The organism is Butyrivibrio proteoclasticus P6B7, assembly GCF_000622085.1.
GTDB classification, from domain to species: Bacteria; Bacillota; Clostridia; order Lachnospirales; family Lachnospiraceae; genus Butyrivibrio; species Butyrivibrio proteoclasticus_A.
In genome coordinates, this window is the sequence record NZ_KK211397.1 from 21,801 (window position 1) to 37,993 (window position 16,193).

At 42.6% G+C, this 16,193-nt stretch carries 9 protein-coding genes; all 9 read left to right on the forward strand.

Annotation, left to right across the window (positions count from 1 at the left end):
- A partial coding sequence (locus T541_RS0117840; protein WP_207640292.1) for a hypothetical protein occupies window positions 1-731 on the forward strand: 731 nt, incomplete at its 5' end.
- A 628-nt stretch (window positions 732-1,359) separates the two neighbouring features.
- Window positions 1,360-3,351, forward strand: coding sequence for a 2-isopropylmalate synthase (locus tag T541_RS0117850; RefSeq protein WP_026653935.1), 1,992 nt, complete (start codon window positions 1,360-1,362; stop codon window positions 3,349-3,351).
- Window positions 3,352-3,574: 223 nt separating this feature from the next.
- On the forward strand, window positions 3,575-4,978 hold the full coding sequence (locus T541_RS0117855) for an NAD(P)/FAD-dependent oxidoreductase (RefSeq protein ID WP_026653936.1): 1,404 nt from the start codon (window positions 3,575-3,577) through the stop codon (window positions 4,976-4,978).
- 7 nt (window positions 4,979-4,985) lie between these two features.
- On the forward strand, window positions 4,986-6,074 hold the full coding sequence (locus T541_RS0117860) for a peptidylprolyl isomerase (RefSeq protein ID WP_242840805.1): 1,089 nt from the start codon (window positions 4,986-4,988) through the stop codon (window positions 6,072-6,074).
- Window positions 6,075-6,101: 27 nt separating this feature from the next.
- Window positions 6,102-8,231, forward strand: a complete 2,130-nt coding sequence (locus tag T541_RS0117865; protein ID WP_026653938.1) for a M13-type metalloendopeptidase — start codon at window positions 6,102-6,104, stop codon at window positions 8,229-8,231.
- Window positions 8,232-8,351: 120 nt separating this feature from the next.
- Entirely contained in the window at window positions 8,352-10,805 is a 2,454-nt protein-coding gene (locus T541_RS0117870; RefSeq protein ID WP_081780028.1) for a LuxR C-terminal-related transcriptional regulator, read from the forward strand.
- 207 nt (window positions 10,806-11,012) lie between these two features.
- The gene (locus T541_RS20955) at window positions 11,013-13,487 is read left to right on the forward strand and encodes a hypothetical protein (RefSeq protein WP_026653940.1); all 2,475 of its coding nucleotides are present in this window, start codon (window positions 11,013-11,015) and stop codon (window positions 13,485-13,487) included.
- 164 nt (window positions 13,488-13,651) lie between these two features.
- Window positions 13,652-14,677 (forward strand): DUF2804 domain-containing protein, encoded by a 1,026-nt coding sequence (locus T541_RS0117880; RefSeq protein WP_026653941.1) that lies wholly within the window; start codon window positions 13,652-13,654, stop codon window positions 14,675-14,677.
- Between the two features lie 9 nt (window positions 14,678-14,686).
- Window positions 14,687-16,093, forward strand: coding sequence for an aldehyde dehydrogenase family protein (locus T541_RS0117885; protein ID WP_026653943.1), 1,407 nt, complete (start codon window positions 14,687-14,689; stop codon window positions 16,091-16,093).
- Window positions 16,094-16,193: the final 100 nt, after the last annotated feature.

Genomic DNA, 16,193 nt, shown 5'->3' on the forward strand with positions numbered 1-16,193 from the left:
GTGCTGGGGGTACAAATGGCTGTTTTGGTGTTTTGTACCCTCGGAAATTCTTGGTGCGTGGGTACAGAAGCTTATTTTGGCAATCTGTACCCAAGAAATCTGGGAGAGTTTTGGGTACAGAAGCCGATTATAAGCTTAGTACCCAAAGAAATACAGAAAGTTTGGGTACAGAAGCCGAAAATGAGCTAAGTACCCAAAGAAATTCAGAAATTTTGGGTACAGAAGCCGAAAATGAGCTTAGTACCCAAAGAAATACAGAAAGTTTGGGTACAGAAGCCGAAAATGAGCTAAGTACCCAAAGAAATACAGAAAGTTTGGGTACAGAAGCCGAAAATGGGCTTAGTACCCAAAGAAATACAGAAAGTTTGGGTACAGAAGCTGAATATGAGCTTAGTACCCAAAGAAATACAGAAACTTTGGGTACAGAAGCCGAAAATGAGCTAAGTACCCAAAGAAATACAGAAAGTTTGGGTACAGAAGCCGAAAATGGGCTTAGTACCCAAAGAAATACAGAAAGTTTGGGTACAGAAGCTGAATATGAGCTTAGTACCCAAAGAAATACAGAAATTTTGGGTACAGAAGCCGAAAATGAGCTAAGTACCCAAAGAAATACAGAAAGTTTGGGTACAGAAGCTGAATATGAGCTTAGTACCCAAAGAAATTCAGAAAATGTGGGTACAGAAGTGAAAATAGGGCTCTGTACCCAAAACTCTGCGAGTGCGAGGACGTAGAGGAAGGAGTATGGCAGCTGCTCGAAGATCAGGAGCCTGAGGTGATGAAACAGCCACCCGTAGGGCTTGTCCTTGAGGCTCAAAAATCAGGGCGCTACGATGAAGTGAGTGATGGCGCCACTCTACAGCTGCTCATGAGTCTATCGCCATCGGTGAAAGCGGGGCAGCGCCCTGATTTATGAGGGTCAAGGATGGCGTCCGCTAAATGCGCATTCGCGCTGAAATCTTTGATGTATTCTTTCTTTTCCTCTAAATGTTCACAGTGGACTAACTTCATTTGCTAAAAACACATATGTAAACCACATTTTCGCCTGGTGAGCATATATGTAAACAGAAATATTAATATCCATCAAGAAAAATGGATAATATCACCATGTTTTATTTGCAATAATTTGTGATAACATAAGAATTATCAAAAAACATGTGCAAATTTAACATCGCTCTATTAATTTCTATCAAACAAACCGATATATATTAATATAGCAAGATAAAAAACATCAACTTTTAACTATCTGTATCTCCAAAAACAGTAATAACAAGATCAAAAACAGTAATAACAAGAATATCTGTGATTCATAACAATGACAGATACAAAGAATACAAAATATCAGCATCGGAGGGGAAGATTATGAAGAACGTCGAGAAGTACCAGCGCCAGTATTTTATGCCACCTAAGTCAACCTATGACTGGGTTAAAAAAGACTATGTGGATCATCCACCAATTTGGTGCAGTGTTGATCTTAGAGATGGAAACCAGGCACTTATTGAGCCTATGAGCCTTGATGAGAAGCTTGAGTTCTTTACAATGCTTGTGGACCTTGGCTTTAAGGAAATTGAGATTGGATTCCCAGCTGCGTCAGAGACAGAGTTTGAGTTTGCAAGAACTCTTATCGAGAGAAACATGATTCCTGATGACGTAACAGTTCAGGTTCTTACTCAGGCAAGAGAGCACATCATCAAGAGAACCTTCGAGGCAGTAAAGGGTGCGCCAAAGGCCATCATCCATCTTTACAACTCAACTTCTGTTGCCCAGAGAGAGCAGGTTTTCAAAAAGAGCAAGGAAGAAGTTAAGAAGATCGCTGTAGACGGAGCAAAGCTTCTTGATAAGCTTGCTAAAGAGACAAAAGGTAATTTCTCCTTTGAGTATTCACCGGAGAGCTTCCCTGGAACTGAGGTGGACTACGCAGTAGAAGTCTGCAACGCAGTTCTGGATGTTTGGAAGCCAACAGTTAAGAATAAAGTTGTTATCAACATCCCTACAACTGTAGAGATCGCAATGCCTCACGTATTCGCAACTCAGGTTGAGTATATCAGTAAGAACCTTAAGTACAGAGAGGCTGTAACTCTTTCCCTTCATCCACACAATGACAGAGGAACCGGAATAAGCGATGCAGAGCTTGGTTGCCTTGCAGGAGCTGACAGAATCGAGGGTACCTTGTTTGGTAACGGAGAAAGAACAGGAAACGTAGATATCGTTACTCTTGCTCTTAACATGTACTCCCACGGCGTGGATCCAGGACTTGATTTCAGTAAGATCACAGCCATCGGCGAGACCTATGAGAGACTTACAAGAATGCACATCTACGAGAGACAGCCATATGCTGGCCAGCTTGTGTTTACAGCATTTTCTGGATCTCACCAGGATGCTATCTCCAAGGGCTTTGCATGGCATGAGCAGAAGAAGGACAAGGGAATATGGTCTGTTCCATATCTTCCTATCGATCCAAAGGACCTTGGCAGAGAGTACGACGGAGACGTTATCAGAATCAACAGCCAGTCTGGTAAGGGCGGCGTAAGCTACATCCTTAAGACCAACTATGGCATGATGGTTCCTAAGGAAATGCAGGCAGATATCAGCTACACCATCAAGGATATCTCTGACAGAGAGCACGCTGAACTTTCACCAGCCAGAATATATCAGATATTTGAAGATAAGTACGTTCACAATGACAACGTATTCAAGATTACAGATGTTCATTTCAAGCAGGTTGACGGTATCCTTGCAGAGGTTAACATCATGCATGCTGATAAAGAGCATATGATAGAGGCCAATGGTAACGGCCGTCTTGATGCTGTAAGTAACGCTATCAAGCAGTACTTCAATGTAAGCTATGAGCTTTCAACTTATGAAGAGCATGCTCTTTCAAGAGGATCATCTTCAAAGGCCTGCTCCTATGTGGGAATTACCTGCGATGGAAAGAAGTACTGGGGCGTAGGAATTGACGAAGATATCATCAAGTCCTCCATCAATGCCCTTGTTATTGCAGTTAACCAGATCGAGGCAGTAAGAGACGTCAAGAACACTAAGGATGAGAGAATCACTTCTATCATCAATTACATTCAGGAGAATTACTTAAGCGTTACTCTTGATGATCTTTCAAACCAGTTCTACCTTTCAAAGCCATATCTTTCTAAGTACATCAAAGAAAAATCTGGCATGACCTTTGGTGAGAACGTTAAGAGAATCAGACTTAATAAGGCCAGCACACTTTTAAGAAACGGCAACATGAAGGTTGAGAAGGTGGCTGAGGCCGCTGGATATCAGAATGTTGAGCATTTCAACAGACTCTTTAAAAAGAAATATGGTATGACACCTGTTCAGTACAGAAGTAGTAGATGATTCTGATATATCAGACATGAATCACAGCCAAAAACAGGCTGGTTTGTAACCATATCAACGAACCCAGTAAATAAGCTGCATGTTATAGATTTCACATGCAGCTTATTAATATGTTATAATAACTTGCTAATGTATTATTTGATATGGTATTATTTTTGTCCTTTGGTATCAGTATCAATTTATTAAATAGAGAGATGGCAGCATTTCTCTATATGGAGGTTTTATGTCAAGAGAAGTAGATGTAATTATTATTGGTGCAGGCCCTGGTGGTATTTTTTGTGCCTATGAGTTAATGGAGAAAAGACCTGATCTTAAGGTTCTCATGATAGAAAAGGGACGCTCTATTGAAAAGAGAAATTGTCCTAAGAGAGTAACTAAGACTTGCGCAGGTTGTAAGCCTTGTTCCATCACAACTGGATTTGCAGGAGCTGGAGCTTTTTCTGATGGAAAGCTTTCTCTTTCACCTGATGTAGGTGGAACACTTCCAGATATTCTTGGTTATGATGAGGCTACTAAGCTTATTCACGAGTCTGACGAGATCTACCTTAAGTTCGGCGCTGATACAAGCGTATACGGTGTTGATAAAGAGGCTGAGATCCGTGAGATCCGTAGAAAGGCCATCAACGCTAACCTTAAGCTTGTTGAGTGCCCAATCAGACACCTTGGAACAGAGGAAGGCTACAAGATTTATGCTAAGCTTCAGCAGCACATTCTTGATGCTGGTGTAGAGATCGAGTTCAACACAATGGTTACAGAGATCATAGTTGAAGATGGCGTATGTAAGGGTGTTGTAACAGACAAGGGCGAGACCTATTATGCTAAGGAAGTCGTAAGTGCAGTTGGTCGTGAAGGAGCTGACTGGTTCAAGGATAAGTGCGAAGAGATCGGCATTGAGACTAAGCCTGGTACAGTTGACGTTGGTGTTCGTGTAGAGGTAAGAGACGAGGTTATGCAGTTCCTTAATGAGAACCTCTATGAGGCTAAGCTCATCTACCACACACCTACCTTCGATGATAAGGTTCGTACCTTCTGTACTAACCCATCAGGCGAGGTTGCAACTGAGTATTACGAGGGCGGTCTTGCAGTAGTTAACGGACATGCTTATAAGGGAAAAGAGCTTAAGACTAACAATACAAACTTTGCTCTCCTTGTATCAAAGAACTTTACTAAGCCTTTCAAGACACCTATCGAATATGGTAAAAAAATTGCAGAGCTTTCCAACATGCTCTGTGGCGGTAAGATTCTTGTTCAGACCTACGGTGATTTCAGACGTGGAAGAAGAACAACAGAAGAGAGACTTTGCAGAAACAACCTTATCCCAACACTTAAGGATGCGGTTCCTGGAGATCTTTCACTGGTATTCCCACACAGAATCATGGTAGACCTTGATGAGATGATTCAGGCCCTTGATAAGGTTACACCTGGTATTGCTTCAGATGAGACACTTCTTTACGGTGTTGAAGTTAAATTCTATTCTAATAAAGTTATTGTTAATAAAGATTTTGAAACCAGCATTAAGGGACTTCGTGCAATCGGAGACGGAGCTGGTGTGACTAGAGGATTGCAGCAGGCATCAGCAAATGGTATAAGTGTTGCCCGCAGCATTATGAAAACACTTGAGGCTTAAATTTATTATGAATCTTTATAAGAGAACAAATAATAAAATAGATAAACGCGCTTGTTCACTCATGCGCGTTTTCTCTATATTACTGGTAATTATATGTCTGTCCAGCTGTGGCTTTGACTCTGAGAATAAGCCTAAGGTGGTATTCACCACAGGCTTTTCTGATAGTGAGGTGTTCAGGATCGAGGACTCTGTCTGCAGTATTCAGGAGATGATGGTATATCTTGTTAATACCCAGAATGGTTACGAGGATACCTTTGGAACTGATATCTGGAGTAAGGAGACTGATAATGGCACTGTTGAGGATAAGCTCAAGGAATCTGTCCTTGCCAAGGTGGCCCAGATAAAGGCAATGAATCTTTTGGCAAAAGAGATGGAGATAGAGTTGGCTCCTGAAGAAATCGAGAAGGCAGAAAATGCAGCAACAGCCTACTATGACACACTATCAGAGGCTGATATTACAGCAATGAAGCAGGTTACAAAAGATCAAATTGCGCAAATATACACAGAATATGCCTTGGCAGATAAACTATATGATTATATAATCAAAGACATTAACCCTGAGATTAGTGACGATGAGGCCAGAACCATCACCGTTGAGCAGATCCTTATAAAGAACTATTCCCTTGATGCCAATGGAGAAAAGGTTCTTTACTCAGATATTGAGAGGGCTGAGGCCAGACATAAGGCTAATAATGTCATAGCTCTTTTAGAAGAGGGCAGCAGCTTTGAGGAACTCATGGCTGAGTATAACGAGGCGGATGAGGGCACAATCTCTTTTGGTAAAGGGGATATGGAAGAGATCTACGAGACCACTGCCTTTAATCTTGGTAACGAAGAAATAAGTAATATAGTGGAAACTTCGGAAGGATATTGTATAATAAAATGCATCAGTACCTTTAACCGAGAGGAAACTGAGGCTAACAAGGAGAAAATCGTTACCCAGAGAAAGCGTCAGGTCTTCGGTGAGAAGTACGATGCCTACGTAGCTACCCTTACCAAGGAGCTTAATGTAGATCTTTGGAACTCCATTACAGTGACACCGGATGAGGCTGTCACAACTTCAAATTTGTGGGATGTGTATGAGGAGTTCTTTTAAGATAAATGTTTTAAAAGGAGAAAAATTATGAAGAAAAAAGTTATTGCGTTGGCACTGGCTCTATCTATGGTAGTTGCTGGATGCACACCGGCAAAGCCAGGTGACAACAATGGCGGAAGCGATGCTTCTACAGAGGCTTCTACTAGTGCAGATGCTAGCAGCGATGCCAGCAGCCAGGATTCAGCAGACGACCAGCAGGCCGCAACAGATGCTACTGGTGGAATGCCATGGATTGATTCAGATATTCAGGAGAATATCCTTAGTGTTACTAATCCATCCTACAAGGATGACTTCAATGTAGCTGTTAACCAGGAGTGGGCTAAGACTGCTTCTATTCCTGACGGATACTCAAGCTATGGAGAGTTTTCTGCAGTAAGCGATATCATCAAAGAGAAAGGTATCGCAGCTCTTGAGGATGATTCTATCGAGGGACATGATGCAGAGCTTGCAAGAGCTTACTACAATGCTTACAAGGACTGGGATCAGAGAAATGAACTTGGTCTTACACCACTTAAGGAAATCCTTGATGATATCAGCACAATCTCAACCCTGGATGACCTTTCAGCTTTCTTCTGCGATCCAGAGAGAAGCTTTTATGTAACTACTCTTGTAGGTGTTGGCAACGATACAGACCTTGTTGAGTCAGATAAGTATGTTACTTACGTTACAAATCCAAGCTTTTTGCTGGGTGATGCAGCTGAGTACTCAGAGATGACTGATACAGGTGAGGCTTTGAAGGCTGGTTATTTAGATCTTTTTACAAAGCTTATGACCCGTATGGGATATACAGAGGATGAAGCAAGCGCTATGTACGACAGCAGCTTTGAGTTCGAGACACAGCTTGCAGAGTCTTCACTTACTAACGAAGAGGGTAACTCACCTGATATTTACGACAAGATCCTTAACTACTACGCTCCAGACGAGCTTGCAGATCTTGCACCTAACTTCCCAATTGTAGATGTTATTGCATCTGTTGGATATGACAAAGCTAATAAGTACCTTGTAATGGAGCCAGATGCTATCAAGAAGATCTCAGATCTTTATACAGAGGAGAATGTGGCTCAGATCAAGGATTACCTGTTTGTTATGACAACTCTTTCAATGGCAGGAATGCTTGATGAAGAGAGCTTTAATGACTACCTTGAGATGGAGAACTCAGTATACGGTTCAAGTGGAAGACTTTCAGATGAAGAGTACGCTTACAGCTCAGCTAAGAGCAACCTTTGCGAGCCTGTGGAAAAGCTCTACATGGCTAAGTACGATGCTACTGAAGTTAAGGCTGACGTAACTGGAATCTGTGAGGATGTTGTTGATGTTTACAGAGAAATGCTTGCTGCTGAGGACTGGCTTTCAGACGAGACCAAAGAGTACGCTATTGCTAAGCTTGATAACATCAAGATCAATGTTGTTTCTCCTGATAAGTGGCTTGATTACAGCAGCCTTGATTTCACAGGCATGTCTTATTATGAGATGAAAAGAGCTTTAGCTGACTTCGAGTTGAAGCTTGATGTAAGCCACACTAATGGTGTTGTGGATAAAGAGATCTGGGATTTCTCAACTCTTGATACAAACGCTTACTACAGCCCAGTTGATAACTCAATCAATATTCTTCTTGGTATTCTTGATGGCAACTTCTACAGCCCAGATATGACCAAAGAAGAGATGTACGGTGGAATCGGTGTTGTTATCGGACACGAGATCAGCCACGCATTTGATACAAGTGGAGCTCAGTTCGATAAGGACGGTAACTATGCTAACTGGTGGACAGACGAAGATTACGCTGCTTTCCAGGATAGAGCACAGAAGCTTATTGATTACTACAATGGAATCACAGTATATGGTGATGTTAAGGTGAACGGTGCCAACATCCAGACTGAGGCTATTGCTGATATGGCTGGTATGAAGGCTATGCTTACACTGGCAGCCAAGGAAGAGAACTTCGACTACGAGGTATTCTTCAAGAGCTTTGCACAGGACTGGAGAGGTATCTGCTACTTCGAGATCGAGAGCTACTACCTCCAGCAGGATACACACCCTCTTGATTACCTTAGAACCAACGTAACATGTCAGCAGTTCGAGGAATTCTACACAGCCTTCGACGTCAAGGAAGGCGACGGAATGTACCTTGCACCAGAAGACCGCGTAGCTGTATGGTAATGTGATATTTGAGAGGTGGACAGTAATGTCCACCTTTTTTGTTGCGCAGATTTTTTTTTTGCATTAATATAGAAGTGGTTTACTAAAAAGCGTTAATTTCTTTATGAGGGCGAAATAATAATGAAAGGGGTCAAACGACTCAATGTCGAGTATTTCTCTGAGGAGCTAGAGGGGAAGCTGTCGGAGATAGTTCATTTTCCGTGCACATTAATAGAAGCACCTTCTGGTTTTGGGAAGACCACCGCTGTTAAGCATTACCTTCAGAAAATGGCTGATGAGGGTGCAAAGGTGCTGACCTACAGATTCCTTCCGGAGAATTCCGTTGAGACTTCTTGGGAAGAGCTTTGTAATGCTCTTTATGATATTCAGGTAGGCAAGGTTAGTAAACTTAAAGCTGTTGGTTATCCTAACGAGGATTCTTTGGCAGACATTCGTCACATCATCCAGGATTATACTGGGGATGGCAAAACTGCCTTCTTTTTCATCGACGATTTCCAGGCCTTTGACTGCGAATATGCAGTTGAACTAATTGATTATCTTGCAGGCCATCAGGTAAAAGGTTTCCACATAATAATTGCATCCCATCCCTTCTCTGCAGATCAGAGGGCTAAGCTTGTGCCTACAGGAAAGCTTTATCATCTTTCTGAGGAGGACTTTGTCTTTAACAAGCAGGATGTTACTGAGTACTACAAGTCTGCCGGAATAGAGCTTTCAGAGGAGGAAGTGGAGGATGTAATGGAGCTTACTGGCGGATGGGCCATAGCTCTTTATCTTCAGCTTGATTCCTATGTTAAGAAGGGAAGCTTTGAGCACGGCGGAATGGACGCCCTTATGGAAAAGACTGTCTGGAACAGCCTTAGCGACAAGGACAAGAATACATACCTGCAGCTATCTGTCCTGCCAAGCTTTACCCTGTCCCAGGCCGTTGGCTTTTCAGGCGATTCCATGACCATTTCGGAAAAGAGCTTAAGAGAGACCCACTATTTTATCCAGTATTCCAAACTGGAAAAGCGCTATTATCTCCACACCCAGCTTAAGAAGTTCTTAAATGGCAGGTTTGAGCTTCTATCTGAGGATGAGAAAAAAGAAATCTATCATACTGCCGGAAAGCTTTGCTGGGAGGCAGGAGACCATACAAGAGCCATAAGACTTCTGTATCTGTCTGGATATTGGAGCGAGATATATGAGCTTCCTACGGATATCACGGATTTTTCTGCAGTTAATGAAACCTACACAGTGCCCATGATAATTGATCTCATGGAGCATTCTGATAAAAAAGATACCTATGCCCACCCCGGAGTTCCGATCTATATGATGTTCACCATGTTCATGATGGGACATAACGAGGAGATAATCCGCTTTGCGCCCAAGATGCGTGAAAATATCAGAAACAGTAGCCTGAGCGAACGAGAGAAGGAAGAACTCATGGGCGAACTGGAGCTTCTTTTGTCATTCCTTAGGTACAACAGGATTGATGCCATGTGTAAGCTTCAGAAAAAAGCCTGGGATCTGTTACAGCGTCAGTCCAAGATGTTCAATTGCCATGGTTCCTGGAGCTTTGGAAGTCCATCGATACTGTACCTTTACTGGAGAGAGGCGGGAAAGCTCTCAGAAGAACTGGATCAGATGGATGAATGTATGCCTATATATTGCAAACTTTCGGGGAATCACGGAGCAGGAGCTGAGATAATTGCAAGGGCAGAGGCTGAGCTTAACAGAGGTAATTACGACAAGGCAGAGATAGGAGCCTTCCGCGGAATATTCGATGCTGACAGTAAGGAGCAGACCTCCATTGCCATCTGCGGTTCATTTATTCTTGCAAGGATAGCTCTTTTAACAGGGAATAAAGAGCTATTGTCGGAGGCAGAGACTAATCTTAAGAATCACTCCGGAAGAAAGCTTGAGGACTTCACCCGCTATACCTATGACATGGCAGATGGCTTCATTGCCATGATCGAGGGGGATTACGACAGGATTAAGCCATGGCTTAAGGAGGGCAAGATAGATGCCAAGCACCTGACCTTCACAACCCAGGCTTATGCGTTTATTATCTACGAGAGCTATCTTCTTAATCGCCAGGAATACACTAAGCTTTTGGGAATATCCCAGGTGGTAAAAGAGCTATCATCCACCTTCCCAAATCTTCTATCAAGCTTATACACTAGTATCTTTTGTGCAGCAGCCTATGAAGCCATTGGACAGGAGAAGGAGGCTGCTGAGGAGCTAAATACTGCCCTGGATATGGGGCTTCCGGATAAGATGTATCTTCCTTTTGCGGAGAACTTTGACTCTATCAGGAAGATACTGGTTAAATGCCATATAAAAGCTGACGACAGGATATGCATAGAAAGGATAGCAAGGAATCTTGAAGAGAGTCTGGAGGTAATGGGACTTACAGGTCCGAAGTTATCTGATAGAGAGAAGGAAGTTCTTTCTTTGATCAAGCAGGGGCTTACGAATTCGGAGATAGCCAAGGCGCAACTTGTGTCCCTGTCTACGGTTAAGAAGCAGGTAAGCTCTATACTCCTTAAATATGGCCTGGCCAGCCGTGAGCAGCTTAAAATTATAAACTGAAAAATGACCACATTAATGACCACCGACCCATAGAATCAAAAATCGGAAACCCCTATGATGGTTAATAGGGAACGCCCGCAACATCAAGCCCAGTAGAGGAAACTCTACCCGGGCTTGTTTTTTATTTTGGGTTACGAAAAAGCTTACCGGGCAAGTACCTACGAGGGGTAACATAAATTTTTTCTTTATGAGACGGAGGCATTTTTTATGAGGAACAAAAAACTATGGAAGGGAAGTTTGGCTAAGGGATTGGCTGCAATTATGGTATCAGCATTACTTGCTGGTAGTTTTGGTGGTATTACCACATATGCTGAAGGCGAGGGCGATGGCGAGCCTGTAGTCGAAGAGTACAAGGAAAAACCTTCAGAGCCTGCAAAGGATCCAGAGACACCTTCAGTAGAGCCGGAATATAAAGAACATCCAAGTGATGATCCGGATACACCACCAGAAAAGCCAAAACCTGAGGATCCAGAAGATCCAGAAATTCCACCAACAAAGCCTACTGGTGATGATCCTATAACTACAGATCCTGCATTTTCTGATCCAGAAGATCCAGATAAGCCAGATGTTCCAACTCCAGGCGAAGATGATCCGAAGCCAGATCCAGAGCCTGAGTATGATAGTGACATTACAGAAGAAAGAGATGTTCATTACGATGAGACTTTAGATGATGGAACTCATACTGCAGATGTATACGTGACAATTACTGAAAAACAGTATTATTCTGATAAAGATAGCAAGGATGAAGATGGTAACCAGACTGATGATTATCAGCGTGTAAATAAGTCAGATGTTCAGGGACAGACTCTTGATTATACTGATGCATATGTTGAGCGTGAGGGATGGACCAGCCATATTTATCTTGAAGATGAGAACGGTGACGTTGTCACAGTTAAAAATGATAAAAATGAAGATGTAAGACTTGAGCTTCCGGAAGATTTTGATGTAGAGGAAGATATAGAAGTTGTTCCAAGAATCCCTATGGAAGATGGATCATTTGAACTTCTTTTTGACATTGTAGAAGCTAAAGATATCTTCTATGGTTATTTTGATGACTTTGGACAGTTTGTAGAATGTAAGCCTTCTGATGACAAAGCCATTGCGTATGTAAATACAAAAGAGGGCATGAAGCCAACAGATACAGTTTATTATACCGTTGGTTCAAAGGGCGAAGTATATTGCCTTGAAGAGGAAGTATACAAGGCACTTAAAAATGAAAGTGACACATTAACAGCTAAAAAAGCGTACGTATATAATGGCAAAGGATATTCCAGAGAAGAAATGGAAGAGATGGAAGGAATATCACAGGTCGAAGACTGGAGCTATTGGATTGAGGGTAGAGAGGAAGTTATAGCTACAGAGCAAACACATATCTACAACACTAAGGGTGATGAAAGCTCTGGTGAAGGATATGCTGATTACAAAGCACTATGGTTTGAAGTAATAGGTGAAAGAGTACTTGACAGTGATGGCTGTGATTCATATAAAGCTAAGATTTATATTGAATACGAAGGCGAAGTATATATGTACATTGGAAAAGTAGGTGCCTATGACGATGGTAGATATTCAGGCATTGCATCTGAGTATAATCACTGGCAGATTGGCGATATCGTAGAGTATAGCGCTGGCAGAACACAATATATTAGTACACAATACTACGATCTATACAAAGTAGAAGTAGTTGGACAGGAAGAGGAAGAATCAGATCGTGTTATAGTCATTGTCTGTGATCCTGATGGAAATATGGTCGCTAAGTTTGATAAGACCCTCTTTGAAAATATCCAGACAGGTAACATAACACAGATCAACGAAGATAAGGTTGCTGTAAAAGATGTTGATGGCAACACAGTTATAATTGATGCCAAAGATTATCACAAATATGAGGAATGGGTTTACACATATAGATATATAGAGAAACACAATTACACAGTACAGGATAAGTATCAGGATAGAAACGTTCCAATTACATTGGATGGTAATGATTATAATCTCACAGTTAAGTTCTGGCAGAATGCTAGAGTTGGTATTTCTGGAGTTGAAGTTGAAGAATTTGAGGATGGAACAGCAGATGTGACTGTTTACTACAGATTCCTTGATTATGATTATAATGATCCGATAGTAACAGATATGAACATTGTTGTAACTGTATCAGCAGATAACTTTGGACCAACAAATGAAGCAATCCTTAAGCTTAGTGCATTGCCACACTACTATGCGGAGATGCAAGAATACTGTAAGGTAGCTGTAATGAAGAAGCTTAGCACTGATTCATTAAAAGCATTCCTTGCATTAGAATTATCAGATATACATGAGATCGATCTGTTAGAGGATGAGTATTGGCCAGAGTTCCCAGAGGAAGATGGACTTATGCATTGGGCAGAGATTGATGATCCAGTGTACTCTCTTGAGAAGGTAGTTCCACAGTCTAATCCAGATGGACCAACACCTGGACCAAACAATCCATCAACTCCTTCAACAAGCGTTGTAGCAACAGCTACACCAGCACAGGCAGTTCTTGGAGCAGTTAGAGAAGATACACCAGCTGACCAGAGAGCAGTTCTCGGAGCAGTAAGAGCCGGATCTACAGATGATACTACTATGAGTACACTTTATAGAATCGTTATCCTTATGGTAGCAGCATTTGGAGCAATATTCTTCGTAGCTAAGAAAAAAGAGAATTGATAGATAATAATAAATAACTATTGAGGTAAGGCGGATACTTAGTGTCCGCCTTACTTCTTTTTTGCGCTATTTATGGCAATTAACCGTTTCCAAGGGTATAATCTTCTTAATGGGAATAATATACATCTAATCGCTGATTACTATAAGGAAACGGGGGATATCTTATGGGAAGGAATCACGAAGTTGTTGATAGACACATGCTGCTGGATGAAAAGGGTGAACTGCTTGAACCAGGCTGGTCCAGGAGCCTAATTCAGACCTATGACAGGACCATGATCAAAGCACCTAAGTGGCGCATCAAGGAGTGGGACTACTATCTGGTACTGGCAGATGACTTCGCAGGAGCCTTTACCATTTCTGATGATGGCTATATTGGCCTTCAGTCTGTATCTCTTTTAACATTTGGAGAGAAGCCCTGGGAACATACTGAAACGGTGTTAAATGCCTTTCCTATGGGCAAATTATCCCTTCCTGCAACATCAGAGCAGGGGACAACTATCTACGAGGATAAGCGCATTCAAATGAAATTTGAGGCCATAGATGGCAAAAGACATATCTCCTGCCACTTCGATAACTTCTGCGATGGTAAGCCCTTTGACTGCCATATAACTCTGTCACAGCCGCCAATGGATACCATGGTCATTGCAACGCCCTGGGATCAGAAGCACGCCTTCTATTACAATCAGAAGATCAACTGCATGAGGGCTGAGGGCTTCATGGAATATGATGGCAAAAGATATGAATTCGACCCTAAAAAGAACTTCGGAACCCTGGACTGGGGTAGAGGCGTATGGACCTACGACAACACCTGGCACTGGGGATCTGGTAATACAGATATAGATGGCAAGGCCTTTGGCTTTAATATTGGCTATGGCTTTGGTAACACCAGCGCAGCAACAGAGAATGTTCTCTTTTACGACGGCAAAGTCCACAAGCTTGATGACATAACCTTCCACATCCCTGAGAGCTCCTATATGGATCCCTGGAAGATCACATCCTCTGACGGCCGCTTTGAGATGGACTTTGTGCCTGTCCTTGATAGAGCAGCCTGCCTTGATTACAAGCTGATAGTATCTGACCAGCACCAGGTATTTGGCAGACTTTCAGGTACTGCGATCCTGGATGATGGCACCAAGATAGATGTGAAGGACATGATGTGCTTTGCAGAGAAGGTCCACAACAAGTATTGAGAGGTGACAATGTACACGGAAAAGGATATAGCGGAGATTGTAACTAAACAAAGGAAGTTCTTTAGGACCGGCAAGACCCTTGATGTGGACTTCAGGATCAGGCAGCTTAAGCGCCTTAAGAAAGCCGTTCTTGATCACCAGAAGGACCTCGAGAAAGCTCTTTTTGATGATCTTGGTCGTGACCCCTTGGAGGCGTACTTTTGCGATATTGGAAGCCTTGTGCTTGAGATAAACGAGACCATACATGGCCTTAAGAAATGGGCAAGGCCTGAGACTCACTTTAGTGGTTTCCATTGTTTCCCAAGCCTTTTTACCAAGGTTTACAAGATGCCCTATGGTGTGTCCCTGATCATAAGTCCATTCAACTTCCCTGTGATATTGTCCTTTGGGGTTCTTACAGCCAGCATAGCAGGAGGTAACACGGCGGTCATTAAGGCCAGCAGCAAGTCTCCTACCTGCACTAGAGTCATGATGGACCTGGTAAAAGAGCTATATCCTGAAGAATACATAACTGTCATAGATGGAGGCCATGACGTGGCGGATATGTGCCTGGCCCAGAGGTTTGATAAGATTTTTTACACAGGATCTCCCAAGGTTGGAGTTCACGTCCTGCAGGAAGCCGCTAAGAACCTGACTTCTACAGCCCTGGAACTTGGAGGCGAGACCGGCAACTGGTGCGTTGTAAGGAAGGATGCGGATTTTAGGGATGCTGCCAGGAAGATAGCCTTTTTCAAGATCCTTAACAGCGGACAGATCTGTATCAACATCAATCAGGTGGCGGTGGCTTCTGAGGTGGCAGATGAGTTTGTAAAGGCTTTGAAGGCTGAGTTTGTAAGGCAGATTGGAGAATGGGCCCATGATAATCCCGAGTATCCAAGACTTATAAACAGAGCGGCCTATGATAAGTGCAGTAGTACTGTGGATAACTATAGAGACCGGGTTGTGTTTGGTGGAAAAGGAGATGAGAATACCCTTAAATATTCACCAACTGTCATATATCCGGTGGATATAGATGAGGAAATCGTAAAGAGAGAGCTCTTTTGCCCAATACTGCCAGTGGTGGTATACGAGGATGAGAGGGTACAGGAGCTTCTTGATACTATTGAGGACAGAGAACACGGGCTTTCGTTATATCTTTTTACCAAGGATGTGACCTGGGCCAAGAGGGTGATGCAGACCATGCAGTTCGGAGGCGGTTGTATCAACGAGGTGTGCCTTCATATGATGGTGAAGGGCGTGCCCTTTAACGGTGTTGGACATTCCGGACTTGGGGCATACCACGGAGAGTGGGGCTTTAAGGAGTTCACCCATCCGTCGGCAGTGCTGGTTGGAAGCCGTCACTTCAACCTGCCAATGCGAGAACATCCCTATAATAAGGGCTGGAAAGGCAGTCTTATCAGAAAATTTGAAAGATAAAAATAATTATTAGCACTCATATTGAATGAGTGCTAATTTTTCGTTGACTTTTGTTTATGGCGATACTAAACTAGTATTTGGCAGTATTCAGGTGATGGAA

Bases quoted from the DNA above. Each gene is read 5' to 3' on its own strand.
- T541_RS0117850 (WP_026653935.1), top strand. From the start codon at position 1,360: ATGAAGAACGTCGAGAAGTACCAGCGCCAGTATTTTATGCCACCTAAG.
- T541_RS0117855 (WP_026653936.1), top strand. From the start codon at position 3,575: ATGTCAAGAGAAGTAGATGTAATTATTATTGGTGCAGGCCCTGGTGGT.
- T541_RS0117860 (WP_242840805.1), top strand. From the start codon at position 4,986: ATGAATCTTTATAAGAGAACAAATAATAAAATAGATAAACGCGCTTGT.
- T541_RS0117865 (WP_026653938.1), top strand. From the start codon at position 6,102: ATGAAGAAAAAAGTTATTGCGTTGGCACTGGCTCTATCTATGGTAGTT.
- T541_RS0117870 (WP_081780028.1), top strand. From the start codon at position 8,352: ATGAAAGGGGTCAAACGACTCAATGTCGAGTATTTCTCTGAGGAGCTA.
- T541_RS20955 (WP_026653940.1), top strand. From the start codon at position 11,013: ATGAGGAACAAAAAACTATGGAAGGGAAGTTTGGCTAAGGGATTGGCT.
- T541_RS0117880 (WP_026653941.1), top strand. From the start codon at position 13,652: ATGGGAAGGAATCACGAAGTTGTTGATAGACACATGCTGCTGGATGAA.
- T541_RS0117885 (WP_026653943.1), top strand. From the start codon at position 14,687: ATGTACACGGAAAAGGATATAGCGGAGATTGTAACTAAACAAAGGAAG.